General features: G+C 57.8%; 20 protein-coding genes. 10 read left to right on the forward strand and 10 right to left on the reverse strand.

Annotated elements, in window-relative coordinates; all coding sequences use genetic code 11:
• The first annotated feature begins 12 nt into the window (after positions 1–12).
• The 8 genes from N5D61_RS02150 (at position 13) to N5D61_RS02185 (ending at position 7,991) form a co-directional block, all read left to right on the forward strand.
• Entirely contained in the window at positions 13–687 is a 675-nt protein-coding gene (locus N5D61_RS02150; RefSeq protein WP_279890437.1) for an amino acid ABC transporter permease, read from the forward strand.
• A complete protein-coding gene (locus tag N5D61_RS02155; protein WP_279890439.1) occupies positions 687–1,433 on the forward strand; it encodes an amino acid ABC transporter permease in 747 nt (248 codons plus the stop codon). Before N5D61_RS02150 ends, N5D61_RS02155 begins: the two co-directional genes overlap by 1 nt.
• Positions 1,417–2,091: an amino acid ABC transporter ATP-binding protein gene (locus tag N5D61_RS02160; RefSeq protein WP_256600640.1), complete on the forward strand. Its 675-nt coding sequence runs from the start codon at positions 1,417–1,419 to the stop codon at positions 2,089–2,091. Before N5D61_RS02155 ends, N5D61_RS02160 begins: the two co-directional genes overlap by 17 nt.
• Positions 2,092–2,121: 30 nt before the next feature.
• Complete coding sequence (locus tag N5D61_RS02165; protein WP_279890444.1) at positions 2,122–3,831, forward strand: FAD-dependent oxidoreductase; 1,710 nt, start codon at positions 2,122–2,124, stop codon at positions 3,829–3,831.
• A gap of 168 nt (positions 3,832–3,999) precedes the next feature.
• Positions 4,000–4,932, forward strand: coding sequence for a dihydrodipicolinate synthase family protein (locus N5D61_RS02170; protein ID WP_108236576.1), 933 nt, complete (start codon positions 4,000–4,002; stop codon positions 4,930–4,932).
• A 14-nt stretch (positions 4,933–4,946) separates the two neighbouring features.
• Positions 4,947–6,074: an NADH:flavin oxidoreductase/NADH oxidase gene (locus tag N5D61_RS02175; protein ID WP_279890446.1), complete on the forward strand. Its 1,128-nt coding sequence runs from the start codon at positions 4,947–4,949 to the stop codon at positions 6,072–6,074.
• A gap of 22 nt (positions 6,075–6,096) precedes the next feature.
• Positions 6,097–7,227 carry an FAD-dependent oxidoreductase gene (locus N5D61_RS02180; protein WP_108236578.1) on the forward strand — a complete coding sequence of 377 codons (1,131 nt, stop codon included), beginning with the start codon at positions 6,097–6,099 and terminating at the stop codon, positions 7,225–7,227.
• Between the two features lie 23 nt (positions 7,228–7,250).
• On the forward strand, positions 7,251–7,991 hold the full coding sequence (locus N5D61_RS02185) for an SDR family oxidoreductase (protein ID WP_279890449.1): 741 nt from the start codon (positions 7,251–7,253) through the stop codon (positions 7,989–7,991).
• Between the two features lie 118 nt (positions 7,992–8,109).
• On the opposite strand, the gene N5D61_RS02190 is transcribed toward N5D61_RS02185, so the two are convergent.
• The 8 genes from N5D61_RS02190 to N5D61_RS02225 form a co-directional block, all read right to left on the reverse strand.
• Positions 8,110–9,522 (reverse strand): sugar porter family MFS transporter, encoded by a 1,413-nt coding sequence (locus N5D61_RS02190; RefSeq protein ID WP_279890451.1) that lies wholly within the window; start codon positions 9,520–9,522, stop codon positions 8,110–8,112.
• A 1,689-nt stretch (positions 9,523–11,211) separates the two neighbouring features.
• The gene (locus tag N5D61_RS02195; protein ID WP_279890452.1) at positions 11,212–12,414 is read right to left on the reverse strand and encodes an MFS transporter; all 1,203 of its coding nucleotides are present in this window, start codon (positions 12,412–12,414) and stop codon (positions 11,212–11,214) included.
• Positions 12,415–12,649: 235 nt separating this feature from the next.
• Positions 12,650–13,501 (reverse strand): glycine betaine ABC transporter substrate-binding protein, encoded by an 852-nt coding sequence (locus N5D61_RS02200; RefSeq protein WP_279890454.1) that lies wholly within the window; start codon positions 13,499–13,501, stop codon positions 12,650–12,652.
• Positions 13,502–13,816: 315 nt separating this feature from the next.
• Entirely contained in the window at positions 13,817–14,395 is a 579-nt protein-coding gene (locus N5D61_RS02205) for a TetR/AcrR family transcriptional regulator (protein ID WP_279890456.1), read from the reverse strand.
• A 190-nt stretch (positions 14,396–14,585) separates the two neighbouring features.
• A complete protein-coding gene (sfnG, locus tag N5D61_RS02210) occupies positions 14,586–15,686 on the reverse strand; it encodes a dimethylsulfone monooxygenase SfnG (protein WP_279890458.1) in 1,101 nt (366 codons plus the stop codon).
• Positions 15,687–16,025: 339 nt separating this feature from the next.
• Positions 16,026–17,522 (reverse strand): CoA-acylating methylmalonate-semialdehyde dehydrogenase, encoded by a 1,497-nt coding sequence (locus N5D61_RS02215; protein ID WP_279890460.1) that lies wholly within the window; start codon positions 17,520–17,522, stop codon positions 16,026–16,028.
• 59 nt (positions 17,523–17,581) lie between these two features.
• Positions 17,582–18,739 carry an iron-containing alcohol dehydrogenase gene (locus N5D61_RS02220; RefSeq protein ID WP_279890462.1) on the reverse strand — a complete coding sequence of 386 codons (1,158 nt, stop codon included), beginning with the start codon at positions 18,737–18,739 and terminating at the stop codon, positions 17,582–17,584.
• A gap of 88 nt (positions 18,740–18,827) precedes the next feature.
• On the reverse strand, positions 18,828–21,326 hold the full coding sequence (locus tag N5D61_RS02225) for a CoA transferase (RefSeq protein WP_279890464.1): 2,499 nt from the start codon (positions 21,324–21,326) through the stop codon (positions 18,828–18,830).
• Between the two features lie 257 nt (positions 21,327–21,583).
• Here N5D61_RS02225 and gcvA point away from each other — a divergent pair, with 257 nt between their 5' ends.
• A complete protein-coding gene (gene gcvA / locus N5D61_RS02230; protein ID WP_279890466.1) occupies positions 21,584–22,483 on the forward strand; it encodes a transcriptional regulator GcvA in 900 nt (299 codons plus the stop codon).
• Between the two features lie 393 nt (positions 22,484–22,876).
• Here the strand turns inward: gcvA and N5D61_RS02235 are convergent, their stop codons facing one another.
• Together N5D61_RS02235 and N5D61_RS02240 are read right to left on the reverse strand one after the other, a co-directional pair.
• Entirely contained in the window at positions 22,877–24,334 is a 1,458-nt protein-coding gene (locus tag N5D61_RS02235; protein WP_279890468.1) for a YncE family protein, read from the reverse strand.
• 38 nt (positions 24,335–24,372) lie between these two features.
• Entirely contained in the window at positions 24,373–24,798 is a 426-nt protein-coding gene (locus tag N5D61_RS02240) for a DUF305 domain-containing protein (RefSeq protein WP_279890470.1), read from the reverse strand.
• Positions 24,799–25,158: 360 nt separating this feature from the next.
• Here N5D61_RS02240 and N5D61_RS02245 point away from each other — a divergent pair, with 360 nt between their 5' ends.
• The gene (locus tag N5D61_RS02245) at positions 25,159–25,677 is read left to right on the forward strand and encodes a MarR family transcriptional regulator (protein ID WP_279890472.1); all 519 of its coding nucleotides are present in this window, start codon (positions 25,159–25,161) and stop codon (positions 25,675–25,677) included.
• Positions 25,678–25,746: the final 69 nt, after the last annotated feature.

A 25,746-nucleotide genomic window follows, 5' to 3' on the forward strand; every position in this document is an offset into this window, starting at 1 on the left:
CGGATTAGCCTTGTGGACTACACCTTTCAATTCTCGAACGTGATCCAGAACTTGCCCTACCTATTGAAGGGCGCACTGTTCACACTGGAAATCGCCTTCGTATCGTTCTGGCTCGGCTCGGCCATCGGCCTGGCCGGTGCCATGGCAAAAATGCATGGGGGACACCTGCTGCGCGGCCTGGTCAGCGTGTACATCACGCTGTTCACCAATACCCCGGCGCTGGTGCAGATTTTCTTCCTGTTCTATGCCTTGCCCGATGTCGGCATCGTGCTGGAACCGATGACCGCCGTATTGATCGGACTGACGCTCAATTCCGGTGCCTACCTGACGGACATTCTGCGCTCCGGCGTCGAGTCGGTGCGTAAAGCGGAAATCGAAACCGCCGTCACCCTGGGAATGTCCGGATTGCAGACTGTGCGCTACGTCATCCTGCCGCACATCGCCAAGACCATCTATGCGCCACTGTGCAACTTCTTCGTCTGGCTGGTGCTGGGCAGTTCCATCGGCGCGATCTTCGGGGTCGAGGAATTGACCGGTCGAGCGATCAACATCTCGACCGCCAACCTGCGCACCATTGAAACCTTCTCCGTCGTGGCGGCGATTTATGTGGCATTGACCTTCGTGGCGTCGATCGCTCTGGGGCTGGTTGGCCGTCACCTGTTCCGCGCAAAAATCAAGGTGTTCTGATGCTCGATCTGATCATTTCCCAAGCCCCACGCTTCTTCACCTGGTACACCCTGGTCTTCGTCCTCGAAGCCATGGGTCGTACCTTGATGATGACCGTGATCGGCTGCACCGTGGGCGCCCTTTGCGGCTTCGTTATCACCGTGATCCGCAGCACCACCAGTCAGTGGCTGATGCTGTTGCGACTGGCCGTGACGGTGTATGTCGAAGTGTTCCGGCGCATCCCGTTTCTGGTCATCCTGTTCATCGTCATGTATGCCTCTCAAGGCCTGGGCTCGAACATTTCGCTGTCGACCATCGCCACGGTCTCGATCTGCCTGGTGGCCACCGCGTTCCTTTCGGAGATCATCCGGGCGGGGCTCGAGTCGGTGCCTCGGCAGCAGCTTGAGGCGGCCCAAGTGATGAATTTCGGTTTCAGCCGCACGCTGTTCATGGTGCTGCTGCCTCAGTCGTGGAAGGTCATTCTGCCGCCAGCCTTCGCCTTCATGGTGATGTTCATCAAGGACACCTCGCTGGCGTCGCAGATGGGTGTCGTCGAGCTGACGTTCACCGGCAAGGTGCTGATGAACCGTGGCTTCTCGCCCTTCCTGGTGTACGGGGTCGTCCTCGCTGCGTATTTCGCCCTGTCTTATCCGCTCAGTAAATTTGGCGCTTATCTGGAGAAACGTCTTGGCTCACCTCAACGTCGTAAATCTGTCGAGCGCGTACGCGCACATTCCGGTCCTGCAAAACGTGAGCTTGTCGGTTGATCGCGGCGAAGTCATCAGCCTGATCGGGCCGTCCGGCTCCGGTAAAAGCACGTTGCTGCGCGTACTGATGGGCTTGCTGCCGCCCACGGCCGGGCAAGTGCTGATCGACGAAGAGCCGCTGGACTATGTGTCGAAAAGCAGCCTGCGCGCCGCCCGCGACAAAATGGCCATCGTCTTCCAGCAATACAACCTGTTCCAGAACATGGACGTGCTGCGCAACGTGACCGTCGCACCGACCAAGATCAAGAAGCGCCCTCGCGCCGAGGTCGAGGTGGAGGCCAAGGCCTTGCTGAACAAGGTGGGCCTTGGGGAGAAATACCATGCGTATCCGGACGAGTTGTCCGGCGGCCAACAACAGCGTGTTGCGATTGCGCGGGCGCTGGCCTTGCGTCCGCAGATTCTGTTGCTGGACGAAGTCACGGCGGCCCTGGATCCGGAGCTGGTCAACGAAGTGCTCGACACGGTGCGCGGGCTGGCGAAGGAGGGCATCACCATGTTGTTGGTCTCTCACGAGATGTCGTTCGTGCGTGAGGTCTCCACGCGCATCGTGATGATGGATAAGGGGCAGGTGGTGGAAATCGGTACGCCGCAGCAGATTTTCGAGGCGCCGGTCGAAGCGCGCACCCGGGAGTTCGTGGGCAAGATCCTGCGGCATTGAGATGTTGATCGAAGGCAGAGAAGAAGCGGCATGACAAACATTGCAGTCACCTTCGAAGGCACCGAATACACCGCACGGGCAGGGGAGTCGCTGGCCGCTGCGTTGATTGCGGGGGGCGTGAAGCATTTCCGTGAGACGCGCAGCGGCGCCTGCCGCGGGATCTTCTGTGGCATGGGCGTGTGTCAGGAATGTCTGGTGGAGATCGACGGGCGCCCGAACCAGCGTGCCTGCATGACCAAAGTCGTGGCGCCGATCAGCGTTCGACGGAGTGTCGGCGAGGCTGCCTTGCCACTGGACGTCGCGCAGGCCGTTTCGATCGAACCCATGGAGGTACGCGCCCCCGATGTGCTGGTCATTGGTGCCGGGCCGGGTGGCTTGTCAGCCGCACTGAGCGCGCGACAGGCGGGTGCAACGGTGGTGGTGCTGGACGAGCGCAGCTTGGCCGGCGGCCAGTATTACAAGCAACTGAGCGTCAGTGGCCCTGGCATCCAGCCCCCGGACCGACAGCATCGGCAGGGCGCTGAGTTGATTGCTCGCGTGCGGGAGGCGGGCGTGGAAATGATCGGCGACGCGCTGGTCTGGGGTGCATTCGAGCCCGGCGAGTACGGGGTGGCCATCAACGGCCACACTCAGCGCTGGAAACCGCGGACGACCATCATCGCCACAGGTGCCTACGAGCGTGCCTGGCACGTACCGGGCTGGACGCTACCGGGAGTGATGACCACCGGCGCTGCGCAAACACTTTGGCGCACTGCGCGACGTTTGCCAGGGCGCCGCGTGCTCATCGCCGGGAACGGCCCGCTCAATCTGCAATTGGCGGCCGAGCTGCGTGCAGGGGGAGCAACAGTGGTGGCGGTGGTGGAAGCTGCTAAGGCACCCGGGGTGTCGTCACTGCCCAGTCTGCTGCGCATGACGACGTCAGCGCCGGGCTTGGTGCTGGACGGTCTGCGTTATCGTTGGGCGTTGGCACGCAGCGCCGGTCGGATGATCCATCGGGCGAGGGTGGCGGGCATCGAGGCCCACGGCGAAACGTTGCAGGTGAGCGTGTGTGATGCAGACGGCAATGCATTCCCGGAACGTTTCGAGGTCGATTGCGTATGCCTCGGCTATGGGTTCGAACCTGCCAATGAATTGCTGCGCGCCTTGGGCTGCAGTCACGATTACGACGCGGCACGTCGGCAATTGGTGACCCGGCGCAACGCACAAGGCGAAACGGACATCGCCGGGGTGTTTGCCTTGGGTGATTGCACAGGGATCGGCGGAGCCAAGGCCGCCTTGGCGGAAGGGCACTTGGTGGGCTTGAACGCGGCCAGCCAATGCGGCTATCAGCCTTGTGACGAATTGCGTGAAAGTGCTGAAGCCGCAGACGCCGAGCTCAAGCGCCAGCGAGCGTTTCAGAAGGCGTTATGGACGCTGTACCAGGCAGACGCTCGGCCCCCTGTCATCGACGCGACGGCTGATGCGCAGCGCCTGATTTGTCGGTGCGAGGAAGTCAGTTTCGCAACGCTGAAGCAGGCATTGGACGACGGAATCAGCACCGTCGGTGCGATCAAGCGCCACACGCGAATCGGCATGGGGCGCTGCCAGGGCCGTTATTGCGCGGCATCGCTGGACGAGCAGGTCTGCGCCCTGACAGGGGCACAACGCTCGGAGCTGTCTGGGTTCGCCCCTCGACTGCCGGTCAAGCCTGTGACGATCGCGGAGCTCGCTGGCGCATTGGAAAAGACTGAAATCACTTAAACGCGAACGCGTGTTCGCCTGAGTGACACCGCTTTGCAGGTGTCGGGATTCGGCCGCTTCGAATAAGACGATTCGGGCCGAATTGGCCCTGGAAAGCGTCATTCGTGACACAAAAATAGTGGATGCATACCGCGTCCGCGCACAATCGTACGACAGTTGGAGTCAAGCATGAGTAAGGAATTTCGCGGCAGCTACGGCGTTACTGTGACGCCCTTCACCCCCGATGGCAGCCAGATCGATTACAAGGCGCTGGCCGCGTTCATCGAATGGCAGATCGAGTCGGGCTCGCCAGGCATCATCATTCTCGGCACCACCGGCGAGTTCCTGACCATCTCCGATGACGAGCGGACGCAGTACATCGAAACCACGGTCAAGCTGGTCAACGGCCGCATCGACGTGCTGGTCGGCACGATGAACGCCTACACCCCCAATGCCGTGCGCTACACCCGCGAGGCCGAGGCGTTGGGCGCCGATGGTTTCATGATTGCGCCGCCGTATTACTACACCCCGACCGAAGACGAAATCTTCAATTACTACCGGGCGGTGTCGGAGGCCACTTCGCTGCCGATCATGCTCTACAACAACCCGGTGACCACCAACGTCGACATGTCCGCCGCGCTGGTGGCCCGGATGACCAAAGCCTTCGACAACGTGCGGTATATCAAAGAGGCCAGTATGGATGTCGGTCGTATCTACGACATCGTCGAGGGCACGCAAGGCGTGATGAATGTGTTCGCAGGCGAGCGCCCTGTGGAGAGTTTCCTGCTGGGTGCCGTGGGCTACGTCAACCCTTACGCCAACTACATTCCCCGTGCTTCGACCCGGATGTGGGAGGCGCTGGTGGAAGGCAAGCTGCAGGAAGCGAGCAAAATCCAGGCGATGATCAGCAGCTTCGATCACATCATTGCCGAAGGCCATCCGACCTATGGCCACCAGTGCTATTCCAAGGCGCTGGCTGCGTCGCAAGGCTACCCGGTGGGGGACGTGCGCGCGCCGCTGACGCAATTCGCCGACTTGGGTCAGGAAGGGATCGACCGCCGCGCGCGGATTGTCAGCATCCTTGACGACCTCAACAGCTACGTTGCCACTCAAGCGAAATAAGACGAGGAACCGGCATGAACCGACCCCCGTTGTTTACGCCGTTCGACTGCCGAGGTGTGAGCTTTCGCAATCGTCTGATCGTGTCGCCGATGTGCCAATACCAGGCCGAAGAAGGGCAGGTGAATGACTGGCATTACGCCCATCACGCCCGGTTTGCACTGGGCGGAATCGGCGGCGCGATGCTTGAGGCCACGGCGGTGCTGCGCGATGGACGCATCAGCCCCGGCTGTCTGGGCCTCTGGCGCGATGACCAGATTCCCGGCATGCGGCGGCTCGCTGAGCTGTACCACCAGCACGGCATACCGTTAGGCGTGCAACTCGGTCATGCCGGGCGCAAGGCCAGCTCGGCGGTGCCCTGGCTCGGCAGCGGCCCCTTGACCGCCGATGATCCGACACCGGCCTGGCCTACGCTGGCCCCTTCAGCGCTGGCACACACCTCGGGCTGGCCGACACCCGAAGCGGCGAGTCTCGAGGACATCGAGCAGGTGGTTGCGGCGTTCGCCCAGGCCGCACGCCGCGCCGTGCAGGCGGGGCTGGATTTCGTTGAGATCCACGGCGCCCATGGCTACCTGATCCACGAGTTCTTTTCACCGCTGGCCAACCGAAGAAATGATGCTTACGGCGGCGATTACGCCGGCCGCGCGCGGCTGGCCCTGGAGGTCGTGCGCGCCGTGCGCGAGGCGATACCTGCCCATACACCGGTGTGGTATCGCGCTTCCTGCGTCGACGACGGCGAGGGCGGCATCACCCTCGACGATACGGTGCGTCTCGCGCAGTCGTTGGCTGAGCAGGGGGTCGACCTGGTGGACTGTTCGGCCGGTGGGATTCTGGGGCCGGTGGCACGTTCCGCGACACTGGCGACCCCAGGGCATCAGGTGCCTTATGCAGCGCGAATCCGAGCAGAAGCCCAGGTCCCGACCATGGCTGTCGGGCTCATTACCGAGGCGCAGCAGGCCAATGACGTCATCGCCAGTGGTGCTGCGGATCTGGTGGCGTTGGGGCGGGCATTGCTGGATGATCCGAGCTTTGCCTATCACGCCGCCTTGGCGCTGGAAGTGACGGATGCTCATGAATTGCTGCCGCAGTCCCACGGTTTTTTTCTCGCGCGTCGTCAGGCGCGTGCACAGGGGAAGACCGCATGAGTGACGATCCGGGGACTTTTCCATGGCCGATGTGATTGTCATCGGTGGAGGGCTGGCGGGGTGCGCCACGGCTTATTATCTGGCCAAGGACGGCGTGGACGTCCTGGTGCTCGAACGCAGCGAGCTGAACACCCAGGCATCCGGTTCGAATGCGGGCAGTCTGCATGCCCAGATCCCCCACGATCCCTTTGTGAACAAGGGGGCTGCGTGGGCTGAGCGTTTCGCGCCGAGCATCGCGTTGATGGCCCGCTCTATCGACCTGTGGCACGCGTTGCCGGACGAGTTGGGGGTCGATCTTGAGGTGTCGACCAAGGGCGGTTTGCTGGTCGGCACGACCGATCAGCAACTGCGCGAAATCGAATCCAAGGCGCGCCTGGAGCGCAGTCAGGGGCTGGAGGTCAATGTGCTCGACCAGCGCGGCGTGCGCGAATTGGCGCCTTACCTGTCGGACCGGGTACTCGGCGGGGCATTTTGTCCGATCGAGGGCAAGGCCAGTCCATTGAAAGCGACCCTGGCCTACGCGGAGGCCGCAAAGCGTCTTGGCGCGACATTCCGTCGTCATTGCGAAGTGGTCGGGGTCGAACGTGGTCAACACAACTACCGCATCAGCCTGGCAAATGAGGTGCTGATCGCCAGGCGCGTCGTGAATGCCGCGGGCGCTGACGCCGGACGCATCGCCGCCATGCTCGGCATCCATACCGACGTGCAGGGCTTTGCCATTCAGGTGGCCGTCACTGAACAGACCGGGCCGTTGATCCCGCACCTGGTGTACTCGGCCGGGGAAAAACTGACCCTCAAACAGAACGCCATAGGCTCAGTGCTGATTGGGGGCGGGTGGCCGGCGCGCTGGCACGGGCGCGGACATCCGGTCACCGACCCGGATTCTCTCGCACAGAACATGGCCCTGGCGCTGCAAACCGTACCGGCCCTTGGCCCCCTGCGAGTCATCCGGACCTGGGCCGCGGTGGTGAATGGCACTGACGACTGGCGCCCGATCCTGGGTGAGGTGCCAGGCTCGCCGGGCTTCTTCATGAATTTCTTTCCGTGGATGGGGTTCACTGCCGGACCGATCATTGCCCGCATCATCGCCAGTCTGGTGCAGGACAAACCCGTGCCGCTGGACATCGATTACCGGCCGTTTCTGTGCCAATGACAAACGACGCCTCGGAGGTGTCCATGCGCGACAAAGTGGTTCTGATTACCGGCGGCGCTGGCGGCTTGGGCCTGGCGTTCGTCGAACGTTTCCGTCAAGCGGGCGCACGCGTGTATTGCGTTGACCTGCCAAGGGACGGCATAGACGAGTCCCCAGACTTTATCGGCTGCGACGTCACTCAGGTGGAAGATCTGCAGCGGGCCGTGCAACGGATCGTGACGCAAAGCGGCCGACTCGACATTTGCATCGCCAACGCAGGCTGGGTGCCCCCATGGCGCAGTACGTCCGAGCTTCAAATAGACGAGTGGGAGAGGGCGCAAGCGATCAATGTACGCGGCGTCGCCTTTACCCTGTCGGCGAGTGCGGCAGCATTGAAAGCCAGCCAAGGTGTGGCGTTAGTGATGTCCTCGGTCAATGGTCGATTTGCCCATGGCCAGCAGATGGCCTACAGCGCCTCCAAACACGCGGTACTCGGCATTATGCGCGCCGCCGCACGAGACCTTGGCCCCCATGGCGTGCGGGTCAATGCCATCGCCCCGGGCCCCGTCGCCACATCAGCGTTGCGCGCCCGAGTGTCGGCCCGCAGTGGCTATAGCGCAGAGGCAGAAGAAAACGCGTTGCAGTCGATGGCCGAAGGCAATGCCTTGCGACGTCTCGTCAAGGTGGAGGAGGTCGCTGATGCTGCGTTTTTCCTGTGCTCGTCGGCCTCAAGTGGCATCACGGGCACAGTTCTGCCAGTCGATGCCGGGATTGAGTGCATTTGAGCTGAGTTCGGAATCATCTACTGCACAAACTGCTCCTGCTCCCGGGCGAGGCGAGGGGCAGCATGCTGGGTACGGGAGGCTAAACAGTTCAAGCGCATCGTCGACAACACATAGGTGGTCAGAGGTGCTTTGCAGATGAAGCAGGCAGAAACGTTCCTGCATGCAAGCTGCGCTCGATGTCTTCCAAGGTGCGTCCCCCGGTCTCCGGTACCAAGAAATAGATAAATACCCAAGCGAGCGCGTTTAGCCCCGCATACACCCACATCGCACCTCCGACGCCCAGCCATTGGGTCATCGTCAGCGCAGTACCTGTCAGGAGCAGATTCGATCCCCAAAGGACGGCAGCGTGCAGGCCAATTGCTTGGTCGCGAATGGCCGTCGGGTAGATCTCCGACCCGGTCAGCCAACCAATGACCTGAATGCCACCAGAGTTAAAAATCATGAAGACGATCAGGCACCCGACAATCCACCATGCCTGGCTATCACCAGCGAGGTTGTAGTGCAGCACTGCACCCAGCACCAGCAAGCTCAAAACCGCACCAGGAATCATGGCCAAACTTAGGGTTCTGCGGCCGGTGTGGTCGACCACCGTTTTGCCAATAAAGGTCATGATGAGGTAGGTGACAGCGACACCCAGGGCTGACCAGAGCGCAGCTGATGCACCGAAGCCTGCATTCTTGAGAAAGGTGGGGGTGTAATAGATCATCATCTCGATACCGCTTAACTGCGTAAACGCGGCAATCCCGAGCCCAGCGACAAGCGAAGGGCGCACCCAGCGCTCCTTGACCGCTGGCCAACCAATGGTGGGAAGCTTCTCGCGTTTCTCGACCACTTCCTGAATGTCAGCAATCTCCTCTCGTACCTCTCGGCGTGTTTCGCGTACCAACGACAGCGCCTGGGCGGCGTCCTGGCGACGGTCATTTTCTACCAGCCAGCGGGGACTGCCCGGCAGCTTGCTCATCCCAAGCAGCAATACAAGGGAGGGGACGATTGCGATACCCACCATCCATCGCCAATCAAAAAGATTCTGTCCGGCAACACCGACGATTGCAGCCAGCAGGATGCCGATTCCGATAGACACATTGAAGTAGGTGACGAGCCGCCCACGTTTGTCCGAGGGTGCGAGTTCAGCGATGTAGGTCGGAACGATTTGCGTGGATCCGCCCACAGCGAATCCCAGCACCAGTCGAGCGACTGCCAGGCACCAAGCGTTGGGTGAAAGCGCTGCACCTACCACGCCAATGCAGTAGATGGCGGCGACAATCACGATGGTCGTCCGTCGGCCACGACTGGCAGAAAGGCGGGTAGAGCAGATCGCTCCAATCACAGCGCCCAGCAGGATGGCAGCGGTCACCCATTCCTGAGCGCGGTAGTCGAGTTGAAACTCGTTGGCGATCTGGGGCAGTGCACCCGAGATGATCCCAGTGTCGTAGCCATAAAGACCGCCGGCGATCGCTGCGACAGTGGCCACAACGGCCATGTAAGTTTGGGGTTTGAGTTGAGTACCCGAAGAGACTTCAGCTGTGTTCATGCGAGATCCTTCCAGTCGTCCATCAAAAGTGCGAAACGCTCCTGATGTAGTTGAGCCGTGATGGTGCCGTTGCGGTGTTGACCTAGGCATTGCTGAATCGGTTCATTAGATTCTTGGTGAATGTCGCAATCGCTGAGGTTTGGCCAAGCATGTCATCGTCTGTGAAGGCGCGAGTGAAGTCGGACTGGTGCGAGGACTCGACCAGTTCTGGAGCGGCGCGAACAACGATTCGTTCCTGACCAGGGGTTACGCTTACGTCAACGCAGACGGCGGAACTTCGGATCACGGCTACAACCGAGGGCTGGCGATACGAGCCAGTCCGCAAGACGTTTTGAATGGAGGTGACTGAAAACGGAGTTAGTGAAACGACGAGAGGGCATGAGGAGGGGCTGCGAATAACTGATTTCCGGAGAAACGGGGTTTTGTGCAAAACCTACCGGGGGTTAGTGGATTTGGACAGCATGTCAACAGAAGTGCCACAGACACACAATTTAACATAATATACATTATACGTAACAACGTATTGCGAGTCAGGGCGAGAGCCTGCTGCATTTCGCTGCCTCCATTCCCCAGCTCTCGGAACTGGTTTCTTTGCATTTTTTGAGAACTACTTCATCGACACCGTTGCTTCGTTGCTTCGTTGCTTCGTTGCTTCGCAGCATTGTCGACGAATTACATCCAACGCGGCTGGCACGACACCCAGCATCAACGTATCACCGAAACATAAAAAATGTGTCTGCATGCGGGTTCGCAGATCAGCGTTGGCGATTTACTTCTTGCCACGACAGCGCGCACTCCATGACATGCATCAGCCAAGACGGTGCCGAAGGCCTAAAGTTACTCAAATATTTACTTCTGGCGAGACTCACTCCTGACCCTCGGATAGCAATACGAGGCTTTTGGGCCCTGTCGACGAGACCATCAGCATTAAGGCTGCTGAGATAGGATCCGCGGTCGCGAGCGATCGGTTGAGTCCTCAAATACAGGCTGGCGCGTCCGACGAACTTATGGCCGAGCCAGCCGTGCTATCACCGCCTATCTAGACCTTTCAGCTCTGCTCTGATTCCCTTGAATGCCCCAATCATTGGGGCGAAGTACATGCTCGAAGCTTCCTTGGTAGCTATATCGCCACGATTATGCCAACGGCAACACGATAGAGGGCTCATCTCCATATGCAATATCCGATAATTGCTAGACCCGGATATTGCAGGGCTTAAACCGACGGCGGTTCAGGTGGGTCTCCATCGTCTGAGTTTGACTGATGGAAATTTATACCAACGGTAGTTTTGGTGACCCTGTCCACCAAAACAGTGACAACAGGATATCGATAATTTAGTACTCCCACGCTTCTTGTCTTAACAAGAATATCCATCCGAAAGCCTTCTTTTAATCCGAGTACTCTTTCCACCGGGCTTTCAAAACAGCGCGGAGTGTCACCCCCGCAAAAGCACGAAGGCAACAGGGAGGAGATGCCGTACGGCCCACAAGCCCAGCTTCAGCTTCAGGCGTGGTCCCTTCCCTACCCCATTTACAGTTTAAATCTCGCCACCATACCGTCAGAGGAAATGGCCAAACGAGAAAGCTCCTGAGTCGATGCATTCGTCTGATTGGCGCCCGCTGCGGCCTCATTTCTTGTGCAAATCTTGCGGGCACAAGCTACTACCCAGTGGGCGGTGCCCTGTCCGGAACCTACACACTTGTTACCGAAAGGCGTCGAACTGGTGTTTCGCGAACGGGCCAACTCAAAATAGCCGCCATGAGGCTCAGCAGGATAGACACTTGCCAAACCAGGTCGTAGCTACCTGTTCTGTCATAGACGATCCCACCTAGCCAGCCCCCGAGGAATGCTCCGAGTTGGTGGAACAGATACACGAGCCCCCCCAGCATCGATAGATTCCGCACTCCGAATACCGTTGCGACAGTCCCATTGGTCAAGGGCACTGTTGATAACCACAAAATGCCCATGGCAACGCCGAACAGGTAAGCAGTGAGCTCTGTGACAGGAAGTGAGACGAACGCAAAGATCACCAATGCTCGCAACAGATACAACCCTGTCAGCAAGCGGGGCTTTGACATCCGGCCGCCAAGCCAGCCCGCACCATAGGTACCGAAGATATTAAACAAGCCAATCAACGCCAGGACGGTGGTACTCGTTTTGGCATTAAGATGCTGATCCAACAAATACGCCGGAAGGTGGACTCCGATGAAAACCACCTGGAAGCCGCAGACGAAGAACCCAAACGACAACAACCAGAAGTCGGAGTGGGTGCATGCCTCATGCAGCGCTTCGCGCAGCGTTTGTTGAGGCCCGGTGTCCGGAATAGGCTTGTCCTTCAGCATGCCAACCAACGGCACGATAAGGGCGGCTAAAACGGCGAGCACCAGCAACGCTTTTGACCACCCTAGTCCGCTGATCAGCCCCAACGAGCCAGGCAGCATGACAAATTGGCCGAAGGATCCGGCGGCTGCCGCCAAGCCCATCCCCATGCTGCGTTTTTCGGGTGGCAGCGCCCGCCCTACCACACCCAGGATGACGGAAAACGTCGTTCCAGAAAGGCCGATACCGATAAGCACGCCAGCGCTCAATATCAGAGATGAGGGAGAGTCAGCCATGCTCATGCAGAGCAGGCCTGCTGCATAAAGCACTCCGCCCGTGATAATGACTTTGCCGGCACCATAGCGGTCCGCCAGCCCTCCCGCTATCGGTTGTGCCAGTCCCCAGAGCAAGTTCTGGAAGGCAATGGCAAACGCAAACACCTCCCTGCCCCAACCGAACTGCGCACTCATTGGAGAGAGGAACAATCCAAAGCCGTGGCGTATCCCAAGCGACAGAGTCAGGATCAACGCACTGCCCACTATAATCCAGCCACTGGATCGCCAAGCGTTCGTCACGGTATATCTCCAAAACAGGATTGCCTTCACCTAAGAAGTAGTGTTCAAGGCGGGGATTATTTCCTCGTCGCGATAACGAGGTCAGTAAAAGTAAGTGATCGTTGGAACTTACGGATATAGAGGTGCGCGCGCCGCCAGACAGCGTCGTACCCTCCATCACTCTACCGAGCGACGGAGGGTACATACCCGGGATTCATCGCGCTAACAGACTGCCACTTCCGGCTCTGTTGTGTGCTTACTGGCCTGTCCACTCCGCTACCCGATCGGGATGTGCTGCGACCCATTCGGTCGCGACATCCTGAGGTTTCTTGCCGTCTTGGATTTCGAGCATGACGGCGCCGATCTCATTGGCGTCCTTCCACGAAAACCGCTTCAGGAACTCAGCGACCTCAGGTGCTTTTGTGGCAAGATCCTTGCTGCCGATATTGTCTACATGCTCAGCGGCGCCAAAAACACCCTTAGGGTCTTCAAGGAAGCGCATTTTCCATTTAGCGAAAAGCCAGTGCGGCGACCACCCGGTCACTACAATGGGTTGATTCTTAGCGTAGGCGCGGGCCAGTTCAGCCGTCATCGCCGCGCTGGAGCTGGCCTGAAGCTTATAGCCGTCCAGATCATAGTCCTTGATCGCAACGCCGGCTGCCGTCATCACACCTGCGCCTGCGTCGATCCCGACAATCCGTTTGCCATAACCATTATCAGCCTTGAGATCGTCGATAGATTTAGCGGTTACATAGTCCGGTACAATCAAACCGATCTTCGCACCCGTATAGTTAGAACCGTAATCAACAACCTTTTCGCTATTTTTTGTCCAGTATTCGGCATGTGTCACTGGCAGCCAGGCTGAAACCATCATGTCCAACTTACCGGTTGCGATCCCTTGCCACATGATCCCCGCCGCAACAGGCATTAGTTTTACGTCATATCCAAGCTTTTGCTTGATGACTTCTGCAGCCACAAAGGTCGACGCGACACTTTCAGCCCAACCGTCTGAATACCCAAAGCTCAACTCGGGTTTGGCCTGCGCAGCACTGCAAGCAAATACCAAAGCCAAGGTTATACCCGCCCCCAAAATACGCCCAGATTTCATGTGAGACTCCTGAAAGACGCCGTTGTCGGCTATGGTCTTGTGTAAATTAGTGTGCTTTCTTGTTAGGTCATGGTCCATGTAACGGCCATGTTTGCGATCACTCGCAAAAGGCACTCACCCCAACCCTGCCACTCACTGAAAGCGACGGTTTGCCGTCTCGGCAATCGTGGGTATATCGATAGAACCAAGACGGAGGCAGATGTCGTGCTTATAAGAAATCGATGAACATGTAAAACATTTTTGATTACGGGGGATGGCCTCGTGAAATAGAAGACGGTAGGCCCTCTATCCGTTAAATTTTCCAGCAATACTACGTCAACACGCTTCTGCTTTGTGCCGATTGTGCTGACGTACCCAGCAGCGCGCCATCTTTCTAGCGGTATCGAAAACCTCGGTATTTTTTTGCGCCATTGCTCCTGTGAGAAAAGTCCCCTCAAGTAACACGAAAAGTCCTTCAGCAGCTGCATGTGGATCCATCAAATTTGCCTTGATAGCCAACCCCATCAACTCATCCCGGATCCCCTGTTTATGCCTGTTCACAGCCATATGAACAGGATGGCTGCACTCAGGAAATTCTGCGGCGCTGTTGACAAACACGCATCCACGTCCGCCGTCCTGAATAAGATAGCGTTGATAAAGATCAAAAAACGCAAGAATGGAATCGACCGGATCAGGGTGCCTTTCCAGCATAAGCTCGACTTCTCTACGCCAAATGCGATCTCGCTCATCAAGGCATGCCACAATCAGCGCGTCTTTTGATTCAAAATGACTGTAAAGGGTCATCTTGGTCACACCGGCCTGCTCGGCAATAGCCATAACACCCGTGATGTGCACGCCCTGAGACAAAAACAGTTTTAACGCCGAATCAACTAAGCGCTTGGGGACATTGTCCATTCGAGTGTCTCCCTTACATAAGTAAAGTCACTATACCGACCGGTATAACTCGAAAATGGCCATAAGCGACACAGAGTATCCCCATTGCGACCGAGGTGAACACTCCGCGGCTAATGAAAAACCCGCCGCAGCGGGTTCTCATTAGTACGGCGTTTTGAGGGAAACTCTGAGGTTGATCCTCCGTTGGGCATCATGCACTTTCGACCGATCTCCTGCTTTGGGCAGCTGCTTCCAACTCACGCACCAGCGGCAATACGTGTTGGCCAAAGTACTCAACTTCTTCTTGAAAGTGCAGGAACGCAGACAGGATCAGGTCGACGCCCACTGACTTCAGCGCGACAATGCGCTCGGCGATCTGTTTGGGGGTACCTATGAGATTGGTTTTGAAACCGTCGTTGTATTGGACCAGGTCGGCAAAATTGGATTTGGCCCAGTTCCCCTCACCTTCCGGGCTAGCTTTGCCTGCCTGTTTTGCAGCATCGCTGAACGCGTTAACGGCCTCCGGATTCGCCTGATCGATGATGTCCTGAAGTACGGCCTGGGCCTCTTCCTCGGTTTCACGTGCAATGATGAAGGCGTTCAGACCAATCTTCACCGAATGGCCGTTCGCCGCGGCCTTCGCCCGGATGTCATCGATCTGAGCCTTGACGCCCTCTACGGTATTGCCGTTGGTGAAATACCAATCAGAAACGCGCGCGGCCATGTCCCGTGCTGCACGAGAACTGCCTCCCTGGAATATTTCCGGATGCGGTTGCTGAATAGGCTTGGGTCGAAGTGTGTAGTCATGGAAGCGGTAAAAATCACCTTTGATAGTGAAGTTATCTGTCGTCCAGATGCCTTTAAGCGCAGTGATGAACTCTTCCGAGCGACGGTAGCGCTCATCGTGCTCCAGCCACAGTTCGCCAATTGCCTGGAACTCGCCCTTGAACCAGCCACTGACGACATTGATCGCCACGCGCCCACCTGTGAGCTGATCGATCGTCGACAGCTGCTTGGCCACCACTGCTGGCGTCCATGGTCCAGGCAACACTGCTGCGATCACCTTCAATTTGTCGGTTGCCGCCAATAATGCATGACTGAAAGCCACGGACTCATGCTGGCTGTCAGCGCCATAACCAGCGGTGAAACGAATCTGGGTGAGCGCATACTCAAAGCCGGAGCGCTCAGCGATTTGAGCGAGCTTTCGGTTGTAATCGATTCCCCAATGAGTGCGCTGCTCGATCTTGCTAACGACCAAACCGCCACTCACGTTGGGTACCCAGTAAGCGAACTTGATTGCGTGCTGACTCATGACTAGCCTCCAATTCGATGAGGAGCCGCCCGGCATGATCACCAAGAACGTAGATCCTCATCTCCTCGCAAAACAAGAGCATCAACTATGCCATCAAATATCCTCATATTTTTCAAATGGTTAGTCGGAAGACCTGATTTGATCGATTGTTGAAATCGCCCACCATTGCTGAAGGCGTGTTGCCAACCAAACATCTACTGTTCAAAAAAAACAGACAATGTCCTGGTGGCTGAAGCCTCATATCGATCTTTGTTGCGCCGCACTCTGCAACAAAAGTCGCCCAAGGGCAGCGCAGCACGCTGACTCTGCCGCCCTGTCGATCCGTGAACGGAAACGGCGTTACTTCATGGTCGGCATAGAGAACTCAGCTCCCTCACGGACACCTGAGGATGGCCAGCGTTGAGTCACCGTCTTCCTCTTGCTGTAGAAACGCACGGCATCCGGGCCATACGCATGCAAATCGCCGAACAGCGAGCGTTTCCAGCCGCCGAAACTGTGGTACGCCACCGGCACTGGAAGAGGGACGTTGATACCCACCATCCCGACGTTGATGTTGTCTGAAAAATAGCGTGCAGCTTCACCATCTCGAGTGAAGATGCAGGTGCCGTTTCCGTACTCGTGATCGTCGATCAATTGCATGGCTTGCTTCATGTTTTGAGCGCGCACTACCAGCAACACCGGGCCGAAGATCTCTTCCTTGTAGCAGCGCATGTCGGGCGTGACTTGATCGATCAATGTCCCGCCGACGAAGAAACCGCCCTCACATGCCGACACTTGAACATGACGGCCGTCGACCACCACTTGGGCACCCTGCTCTTGCGCGCTGTCGATATAGCCGATGACTTTTTGCTGATGTTCACGGGTGATCAACGGGCCGAAGTCGTTCTGCTTGTCTTGGTAATGGCCAACCTTGAGCTTGGCCATCGCTTCACGCATTTTCAGAATGAGTGCATCGGCAGTCGCATCGCCCACTGTGACCGCAACGGACACCGCCATGCAGCGCTCCCCAGAAGAGCCAAAAGCGGCGCCGATGAGTTGGTTCACAGCGTTATCGATATCAGCGTCAGGCAAAACGATCGCATGGTTCTTTGCCCCGCCCAGCGCTTGGCAGCGCTTGCCGTTAGCCGCCGCCGTTCGATAGATGTATTCAGCAATCGGGGTCGACCCCACAAAGCTCACCGCCTGCACGCGTGGATCGTGCAGCAGCGTGTCAACAGCCTCCTTGTCACCGTTGACCACGCTCATCACCCCATCCGGCAGACCTGCTTCTTGGAGCAACTGGGCGATATAGAGCGTCGAGCTGGGGTCGCGCTCAGAAGGCTTGAGTATGAAGCAGTTACCGCAGGCGATAGCCATAGGAAACATCCACAATGGCACCATCGCGGGAAAGTTGAATGGCGTAATACCCGCCGCGACGCCGAGCGGTTGAAATTCGCTCCACGAGTCAATATTCGGGCCGACGTTTTTGCTGTGTTCGCCTTTCAAAAGCTCAGGAACGCCACAGGCATACTCGACGTTTTCGATCCCACGCTGCAACTCACCCATCGCGTCATGGATGATTTTCCCATGCTCCTCGCCGATGAGTTGGCAAATCCGTTCCGCATTTTTTTCGAGCAGCTCTTTGAAGCGAAACATCACTCGCGCACGCTTGATCGGGGGTGTATTTCGCCACTCCGGGAAAGCCGCTTCAGCTGCGGCAATCGCTTGTTCGACGGTGGCTTTAGAGGCAAGCGAAACCTGTTTGGTGACTTCACCTGTTGCAGGGTTGTAAACCGCCTGAGTACGTTCAGTGTCGGTGACGATTTGGCCGTTAATGAGATGCCCTACGGTAGTCATGTAGACGTTCCTTATTATTGAATACTGTTGTCGTTGCCCGAAGGCTCGGGATCTTGGGGTTACCAAAGATTGCGATACAGCTCTACGATCTCGTCAGCCGGGGGGACACGCGGATTGTTTCCCGGCGACCCCGATGCGAGCGCCTGCTTGGCCATAAGAGGCATCAGTTCAAAAAAGCGGTCGCGGTTGATCCCGAAGCCTTCCACCGTAGGCACCTGGAGCTCGTCATTGAGGGCCTGCAACTCTTCAAGCAACTTCTTGTTCGCCTGTTCATCGGTATCGCTTGCACTGGCGATTCGCATGGCGCGAGCACAGTCGGCATAGCGCCCTGGCGCCCCAGGAATGGAGAACTCAGTCACCGCCGGCAACAGCATGGCATTGGAAAGGCCATGAGGAACGTGGAAAAAAGCACCAATCGGGCGACTCATGCCATGGACCAGTGCAACCGACGCGGCGGAAAACGCGACACCGGCCAAAGTCGATCCAAGCATCAACGCCTCGCGGGCTTGGGCATCGTCACCCCGCTGAAATGCTCTGCGCAGGTTTGGGCCAATCAGGCTCATCGCGGCGAGGGCCTGACTGTCGCTATAAAGATTTGATTTGAGACTGACATACGCCTCAATCGCGTGAGTGAGGGCATCGATACCGGTATCGGCGGTAACACGCGACGGCAGCGTCATCGTGAGTTTGAAATCTACTAGCGCCGCGACCGGCATGAACCCGATACCGACACACAGCATTTTCTCGTCAGTTTTTTCGTCAGTGATGATGGTAAATCGGGTGACTTCCGAACCTGTGCCGGAGGTGGTCGGGATGGCAATGAGCGGTAAACCTTGTTCGGTGACCTGACGAGGGAATTTATAGTCACGCATTTCCCCGCCGAACCTGGCCAAGATACCAATAGCCTTGGCGCTATCGATTGGGCTGCCACCTCCCAATGCAATAATGCAGTCGAAGTTGCCGTTGCGTGCATGCTCTACCCCTGCCTGAATCGAAGCGACGGTGGGCTCCGGCACAGTGTCTGAAAACACGTCAGCATCGATCCGCTTGGTGCGAAGCACATCCTGAATTTCACGTGCAAAGCCCAGCTGGACCATCATCTTGTCGGTGATGATCAGAGGCCGACTACAGCCAAGTGTGGTCAACACATCTGGAATGGCCCGACTCGCGTTAGCGCCGACTTGCAAAATTCTGGGCAGGACAATTTGGTTGGACATAGAGCCTCCAAGGCTTTCGTACGTACGGGAGTCGGCCCAAAACGGGCCGTCCCTGTTCTTGTTTGCGGGATTTAAACAACGATTCGGATCAGCTCGGCAGGTATTCCAGGCTCCAGGTGTCGCTAATCACCTGGTTGGCCATCAAGGCTTCGATGGCCTGGGGGCTGTAACCGAGCTTGAGCATGACCGCGCGAGTAGACGCACCAAATTTCTCTGCGGGCCGCAGAGCGCGAATCGGCGCCAGGCGCGGACGAATTGCGAATGGATCGAGCTGAGTGACGCGATGACCACTAGGGTGGTCGGCGTAGACGCTAAATGAATAGCTACCGTTAGCGGTGCCCGGCAGGCCATCAGCTGCGCGGCTATAGCGCTGGCGCAAGTTGTCGATGTTGTCTGGAACCGCTGCAGCGATCCCGACGGCTTGCAGCCGTTGCTGCCAGATATCGCCTGCGGCCTTTGCGAGTGCTTCAGTCAAAAACGCAGTTTTGTCCGGCGCCTGGTCGATCCCCACCAATCCGGTGACAGTGTCCAATAACACCAGATCGACTTCCCTAGTGTCCAGGTACAGCCAGCCGTCAGAGGTTTGATAAAACCGTGACAAGTCGCTGTAGCCCATGACACTTCTGCCAGATGGCTCATCAAATTCCCTGCGGCCTTTGTAATCGAAACAGAACGGCACCTGTACCAGGTTACCGAGCGCTGCCAGGGACGTCCGTGCACGGCTCACCTTGCCTTTTCGTGATTGTTGATAAAGCGCTGCCCCCACCCCAAGCGCTGCGGCAAAACCACACATGACATCAATTGTTCCGACATGAGCATGCTCCTCCGGAGTCTGCATGCCCCCGCCGAACCGCACCATGATGCCCGTGGTAGCCTGGATCAGATCGTCGTAGCCCAGATAGTCGGTACGAGGGCCACGGCGAGGCCCGCCAAAGCAATCGAGCTGGCAGAAAATCACCTGAGGGTTGATCGACTTGAGGCTAGTTTCGTCCAACCCAAGCGGTGCCAACTGTCGATCTGGCGCGTTCATGACGATGACATCGACGGTCTTGACCAGCCTGTCGAACACCTCGCGACCTGCAGGCTGATTGAGGTCAACTAACACGCTTTGCTTACCACGCGCTGACGACATGCCAAACACGACGGTATTCCAAGGATCATAGTTGGGCGTAGTCGGATCCAGCTTGATCACCTCGGCCCCGAAACGCCCCAGAAACGAGGTGGAATGAGGGCCGGCGATGACGTTAGTCAGATCTAGGATGCGCACGCCATGCAACCATGCACCAGGAGCTTGTGACACGATTGCAGGAAGCTCATCACGTGGGATTTCACTCAAGGTGGCAAGCGCTTCCTCAATGCTCACATCACGGCGTGAAGCGGGCTCCAGCATCAAATGCCCACTATCTTCAAGCCAGGCCATCGGGCCAGGTTGCTTCATGACCCCGAAGTCTTTGTCCACCACTTCGACGATGAGGCCCGCAGCGTTCGCATGCTCGTCATGCAACCACTCTTGTGTCGAGCGGTGAGGCGCGCCGGGGAACTGCCCTTCTCCGAATATCATTTCCCACTCTGCTGCAGTCTTGGTGAGAAATACCTCTTTCATGCGCTTGGAAATGCGCTTTGCCCACTGTTCTGGCAGTGGGTAAACACCTAAAGAAGCATCGCCTTCCCATTCAGCGAGCGGCAGGTAAGGGTCATCGACCTTCGGCAGACCTGCAGCAATCATCTCGTCGTAAAGCCCCATCGCTTGCAGGCACCGCTTGGCGTGGGATCGATGCGAAGGGCACACCGCATAAAACTTGCGGCCATCGGCACATTCGTAAGTACGGTAAAAAGGATCGAGATACTCCTGCAAATCCTCGTAACTCAGATTCATTGGCAGGTTTTCAGCTCGCCGACGTTCAATCTCCTTTTCACGCAACGTTTTGTAGCGTAACGGATAGCCATCGATTTTGATGGAGTTGTAAGACAGCCCCTCCATGACGGCCGCAGCCAGCGGGACTTCGATCTCATCACCCAACCCAGTTCGCTGACGAGACTGCAGTGCAAGCATCACTGAAGAAGCCGCCAGCATCGTGCCGTACGCTGACGCCAGTGGCAGCGGAGAAAAACTTGGATTGATCCCCATCAATACCCGGTTCTGACCCATGTCGGTAAACACGCCAGACGCCGAAGCAATGATTGCCTCAGACGCGCGCCAGTCTCGACGCAGTTCATCATTGGTGGCAAATCCCGGAATCGATAACGTGATCAGATTGGGCCGCTCGCGGCGAAGCTCGGAAAAATCCAGCCCAAGGCGCGCTAGAACGCCAGGGCGAAAGTTCTCGATCACGATATCTGCGGTCGCAATCATCTCGCGTGCATGCTCAAGGCCGCTCGGTGACTTCAGATCAAGCTTCACGCAAAGTTTATTACGATTGAGAACCGCGTTAGCCGGACTGTCCCAAAGCGGCCCATCGGGGGGATCAATGTGGACGACCGTTGCCCCAAGATCGGCCAGTATCATCGCCACGGCAGGGCCTGCGATGTATTGGCCGAAGTCGATCACGTTCACGCCACTGAGGGGCAACTGACTGTGCTTACCCATGATTCACCTTATTTTTTTTATCGACATATCTGTAGTTCAGACACGCCCTCGATTGATGTTCATACTCCGCCGGCAACGTTGCGCCGCGGCAGCGTCAGGGACGAGTTGGGCTACTTTCAAGAAAAGGCCGGGGCAGCGAAAGCAAAAAAAAAAGGCCCTTTGGGGGCATTTTTTTTATGCATAACAGATAGGATTTATGGGTATATGCTTCGTTGGGAACCTACAACAACAAGACGCCATACCCAGAGCTCAGCAACATGAAAAAAAGACTGCCCCCTCTCAACTGGTTGCGTGCTTTCGAATCAGCAGCACGCCACCTGAGTTTCACCGACGCGGCCCTTGAGCTAAGCCTCACCCAAGCCGCCATCAGTCAGCAGATCAAAGCACTCGAATCGCAACTTGGCGCAGCGCTCTTCAAGCGCCTACCACGTGGTCTGGAGCTCACAGAGCCGGGGCTGGCATTTCTCCCGGCGGTACATGATTCGGTCGAGAGACTGGCGGCAGCAACTGATGAAATCTTCGGCCAGGGTCATCGTAAAGTGCTGACGATCCGGTTCAGTCTGGTGTATTTCACGCACTGGCTGGCGCCCAGGCTCCAGGCATTCAGGATGCTCCACCCGCACATAAACTTGCGCATCACCAGTAACATATGGATGGGTGAAACAGACTTGGAGGCTGACCTCGAGATTCGCTACGGCAGCGGAAAATGGCCGGGGCTTAAAAGTGAGCGGCTGACGTGGGATCGGTTATTTCCGGTGTGTGCCCCAGCGCTTCCATCGCAACACAGGCCGCTCAAAGTGCCGGCTGACCTGGGAAACCATGAGCTTCTACACGTTCTGGGCTACGAAGAAGGATGGGGATACTGGTTGAAAAAAGCCAAAGCCGATCACCTGGACTACTCCAAAGGCATGCAGTTCGACACACTCATCTCCGCGCTGAAGATGGCCGAGCTTGGTCAAGGAGTAGCGTTGGCGCGATCATCATTGGTGGAACAGTACCTGGCCTCCGGACAGCTGATCGCTCCCCTGTCAGCGCGCTTTCAGACGTCTGAAGCCTTCTACCTCGTTTACTCTCCGCACAAAATAGTGAATCCACAGGCAGCCGCTTTTGCGAACTGGCTCGTCGAAGAAGCTCACAAAGCGCGTGAGCCTGACTGACGAAGACAGTCTGGAGCGGCGGCATCTCTGTGAAGACAAAGCACATGGGGCGCCCATAAAAAAACCGATGGCTGTATCTGGCAGTCGCATTAAGCATTCAGACGCGCCAGGGCTGGGTTACAGCTTCGCGGATCGGACGAGGGACAACTTGGTTGAGCGAGCCTTCATCGTCACCGGACAGGCCCATAGCGTTCCACACGCAGCCATCCGCGGAACTCGGTTGACGGAATCATCGCCTGCCTAGTGGCCAGACCGTGCGGCGGTGTGCGCTGTTGAGCCCGCCGCAGCCCTGACGCGGCGAGCTCCTGCTACCCATCCTCAGCGCTGCCGCGATTCAGGTGGCGCCCTGAGAGAATGGTCAGTGTCGCTGCGTGTGTTATCGAACCACGCTGGTCAAGGCGTCTGTACCTGCGCCAACGCCCCCAATTGCTCGGGCTTGCCAGCGACGATCACCAGGTATCGACGTTGTTCTGTCACGTCGCTCTGCACGATCTGGCGAATCGGGCCAATGGTGTTGACGATGGCTGACCCCGCCGGGTTGGTCATGAAGGCTGACAACGGCTGCAGGTTGCCGCTGCCGTCCGGTTTATCGGCCAATGCCAGTGTGTACGGCTGCTTGGGTTCCAGCCCGGTCGCGGCAGCTTGCAGCACTTGTGTCAGTCCCTGGTTGAACAGCGTGACGCTGGTCGGCGCCTGATCCGATGCCTTTCCGACGGCATTCAAACTCAAATGCACCGCTTGCCCCGCCACGCCCAGCGGTTTGAGGTTCTCAAGACCTGCGCCCTTCTCTACCGCGTTTGGCACATACGCGATGGCCTGCGGCGCCTGACCGATCGGAATGTTGGCGATCACCTGATTGCTTGCCGTGTCGATCACCGCAAAAGCGTCGGCGTTCTCCAGGCCCACATAGATGCGGCTGCCGTCACCCGACGGCCAGATACCGTGCGGCAGTTTGCCGACGGGGATGGTGGCGACCTTTTCGAACGTGTCGGTGCGGTAAACCTGCACCTCATTCAAGCCACCCACGGTGATGTAGGCGAACGAGCCGTTGGCGTTGTTGACCAGGTTGACGTGGTTGGCAATGGGACCGATGTCCAGGGTCTTGATGAGTTTGAACGGCGGCGTGGCCTCGAACACCTGCGCCTTGCCGACGTCCTTGAGGGTGAACCACACCTGCTTGCCATCGGCCGATGCCGCGATGTTCGGGCAGAACGGGCTGGCCTGTGGCACGCGTCCGACGATCTTGTGATCGGCCACCGAGACCACCACCGTTTCCGGGTTGAACGAGGAGCAAACGTAGCCGTATTTGCCGTCGGGCGAAAAGATCTGCATACCCGGCCCCGCTGGGGTCTTGATGCGGGTCTTCTCCTCGAAGGTCTTGGCGTCGATGACCGACACGTAATCCTCGCCGCGCACCGTCACCCAGACCTCTTTGCCATTGGGCGTGAAAAACGCTTCGTGGGGCGCGCGGCCTACATAGGTCTTGTGTTTGACGGTATTGGTCTGGGTGTCGATGAACGACACTGAATTGGTGCCAATGGACACCACCGCCAAGGTCTTGTGATCTGGCGAAAAGCCCAGGCCATGAACCAGCACTTCGCCCTTGTATAACGGACTCAGGTTGCCGGGTTGCGGATCGCCGAGGCTGATTACACCGAGCAATCTGTTGTCGACCGGGTCGCTGACGGACACGGTATTGGAGAACTGCTCGGCAGCATACAGACGATCCTGATGTGAAATAGGAATGTCCTTGGCCGAGGCCTTACCGGGAATCTGGCCGGCGAAGATGGACACTGGAGCGGTCAACAAGGCGCAGGTCAGCAGCGCCATAGGGTAGCGAGACAGGTGCATGGGATTTCCTTCTTTTTTGTGAAGTCAGAGCGAGGCAATCAGGGCTTTGTCGCGAGCGGCGTCTGGGTCGGTGACGCGACGGAAGGCGGCAACGGGTCGCCGATTGCCAGGCGCATCGCGGCAATTTCCTGCTGTTGCTCGACGATGATTTCCTGCGCCATGCGTTTGAGCTGTACGTTATGCCCGTACTTGAGCATCGTCACCGCCATGTCGATGGCCCCTTGATGGTGGGCGCTCATCATTGCGACGAAATCACGGTCGATATCACCGGTCGGCTTGTTGTCCATGCCCGCCATCATGGTTTCCATGGCGGCAGCGTTTTCCCTGATGAAGGGGGCCTCGGCGTTGAGCTGCTCGGCGTTGGCTTTGGGCGCATGACCTTCATGGGCGACAGCAGCGGACACGGAGCCCGCCATGAGCAGCGCGATACCGCAGCGTAACGAGCGGCGAGTGAGTCGTGACATAAGCGTTTCCTCCTGACGGTAAGCCTTCACAAGCAGGACGCTTGCCGAAAGGGTTTATTCCATTCGCTGAATTCGATTGGCTGGCGCTCGCGCATGCGTTCATGCTCAATCGGCCTCCTCCCCGCGTTCACTGCGCCGGGGTGAACAGTCCGGCTTCGATTCCTAACTGCAGCGTTGGTCTTCGCGAGCGTGCTGAGCCTGCTCGTACCGCCATGCGCGCGGGCTGATTCCGGTGTTTTGGCCGACAGTTCATTGCCAACCCTGACCCTTTTTCAAACATCCCCGTCGTCGTCAGCCTTGCGCTAAATGATATGCTTGCGCCACCTGCCCCTCCTCCTCAAGAGCTGCGATCAGACCGATATGAGCGAGTTATCCCCAAACGACATTCAGGCCCAACTTGAGGCTGCCATCAGTCGCTCTGCTCTGCTGGGCAGGCCGGGTTTCCTGATCCGTCGGCTTCAGCAAATTCATTACGGCTTGTTCCTGGATGAAACCCGCAACTACAACATCACCCCTGTTCAATACAGCCTCATGACCACGCTGGGCACCCACGGCGAGATGGACCAGAACACGCTGGCGCGTGAAATCGGGCTGGAGCGTACCAGCGTTGCGGAAGTCATTCCGCGCCTGGAGGCTCGCGAGCTGCTGCTGAGGCGGCAAAGCACTGAGGACCGTCGCGTCAAACTGGTCAAGCTCAGTCGCAAGGGCCTCTACCTGCTGAAGAAAATGGACGCCAGTGTGCAACGTGCTCACGACCGGACCATCGAGGGCATTCCCGAGGATCAGCGCCCGCTGTTTCTGTTGCAGATGATCAAGCTCGTCGAAGCCAACAATGATCGAGGGGTTGCGCCATTCCGGCTTGGAAAGGCCGAAGAATAAACACTGACAGGCTCGCTCGGGCTGCCTTTGTCCGCCCTGGCGGTGCAGCGAAGCGTTATCGCTGCCCCC

Source organism: Pseudomonas sp. GD03842 (assembly GCF_029841165.1).
Taxonomy (GTDB): Bacteria; Pseudomonadota; Gammaproteobacteria; order Pseudomonadales; family Pseudomonadaceae; genus Aquipseudomonas.

What these genes read in the sequence shown, in the direction of transcription:
- gcvA (WP_279890466.1), top strand. Translation starts at nt 21,584, where the DNA reads ATGAAAAAAAGACTGCCCCCTCTCAACTGGTTGCGTGCTTTCGAATCA.
- N5D61_RS02165 (WP_279890444.1), top strand. Translation starts at nt 2,122, where the DNA reads ATGACAAACATTGCAGTCACCTTCGAAGGCACCGAATACACCGCACGG.
- N5D61_RS02225 (WP_279890464.1), bottom strand. Translation starts at nt 21,326, where the DNA reads ATGGGTAAGCACAGTCAGTTGCCCCTCAGTGGCGTGAACGTGATCGAC.
- N5D61_RS02220 (WP_279890462.1), bottom strand. Translation starts at nt 18,739, where the DNA reads ATGTCCAACCAAATTGTCCTGCCCAGAATTTTGCAAGTCGGCGCTAAC.
- N5D61_RS02205 (WP_279890456.1), bottom strand. Translation starts at nt 14,395, where the DNA reads ATGGACAATGTCCCCAAGCGCTTAGTTGATTCGGCGTTAAAACTGTTT.
- N5D61_RS02190 (WP_279890451.1), bottom strand. Translation starts at nt 9,522, where the DNA reads ATGAACACAGCTGAAGTCTCTTCGGGTACTCAACTCAAACCCCAAACT.
- N5D61_RS02240 (WP_279890470.1), bottom strand. Translation starts at nt 24,798, where the DNA reads ATGTCACGACTCACTCGCCGCTCGTTACGCTGCGGTATCGCGCTGCTC.
- N5D61_RS02200 (WP_279890454.1), bottom strand. Translation starts at nt 13,501, where the DNA reads ATGAAATCTGGGCGTATTTTGGGGGCGGGTATAACCTTGGCTTTGGTA.
- N5D61_RS02235 (WP_279890468.1), bottom strand. Translation starts at nt 24,334, where the DNA reads ATGCACCTGTCTCGCTACCCTATGGCGCTGCTGACCTGCGCCTTGTTG.
- sfnG (WP_279890458.1), bottom strand. Translation starts at nt 15,686, where the DNA reads ATGAGTCAGCACGCAATCAAGTTCGCTTACTGGGTACCCAACGTGAGT.
- N5D61_RS02180 (WP_108236578.1), top strand. Translation starts at nt 6,097, where the DNA reads ATGGCCGATGTGATTGTCATCGGTGGAGGGCTGGCGGGGTGCGCCACG.
- N5D61_RS02185 (WP_279890449.1), top strand. Translation starts at nt 7,251, where the DNA reads ATGCGCGACAAAGTGGTTCTGATTACCGGCGGCGCTGGCGGCTTGGGC.
- N5D61_RS02245 (WP_279890472.1), top strand. Translation starts at nt 25,159, where the DNA reads ATGAGCGAGTTATCCCCAAACGACATTCAGGCCCAACTTGAGGCTGCC.
- N5D61_RS02175 (WP_279890446.1), top strand. Translation starts at nt 4,947, where the DNA reads ATGAACCGACCCCCGTTGTTTACGCCGTTCGACTGCCGAGGTGTGAGC.
- N5D61_RS02215 (WP_279890460.1), bottom strand. Translation starts at nt 17,522, where the DNA reads ATGACTACCGTAGGGCATCTCATTAACGGCCAAATCGTCACCGACACT.
- N5D61_RS02170 (WP_108236576.1), top strand. Translation starts at nt 4,000, where the DNA reads ATGAGTAAGGAATTTCGCGGCAGCTACGGCGTTACTGTGACGCCCTTC.
- N5D61_RS02155 (WP_279890439.1), top strand. Translation starts at nt 687, where the DNA reads ATGCTCGATCTGATCATTTCCCAAGCCCCACGCTTCTTCACCTGGTAC.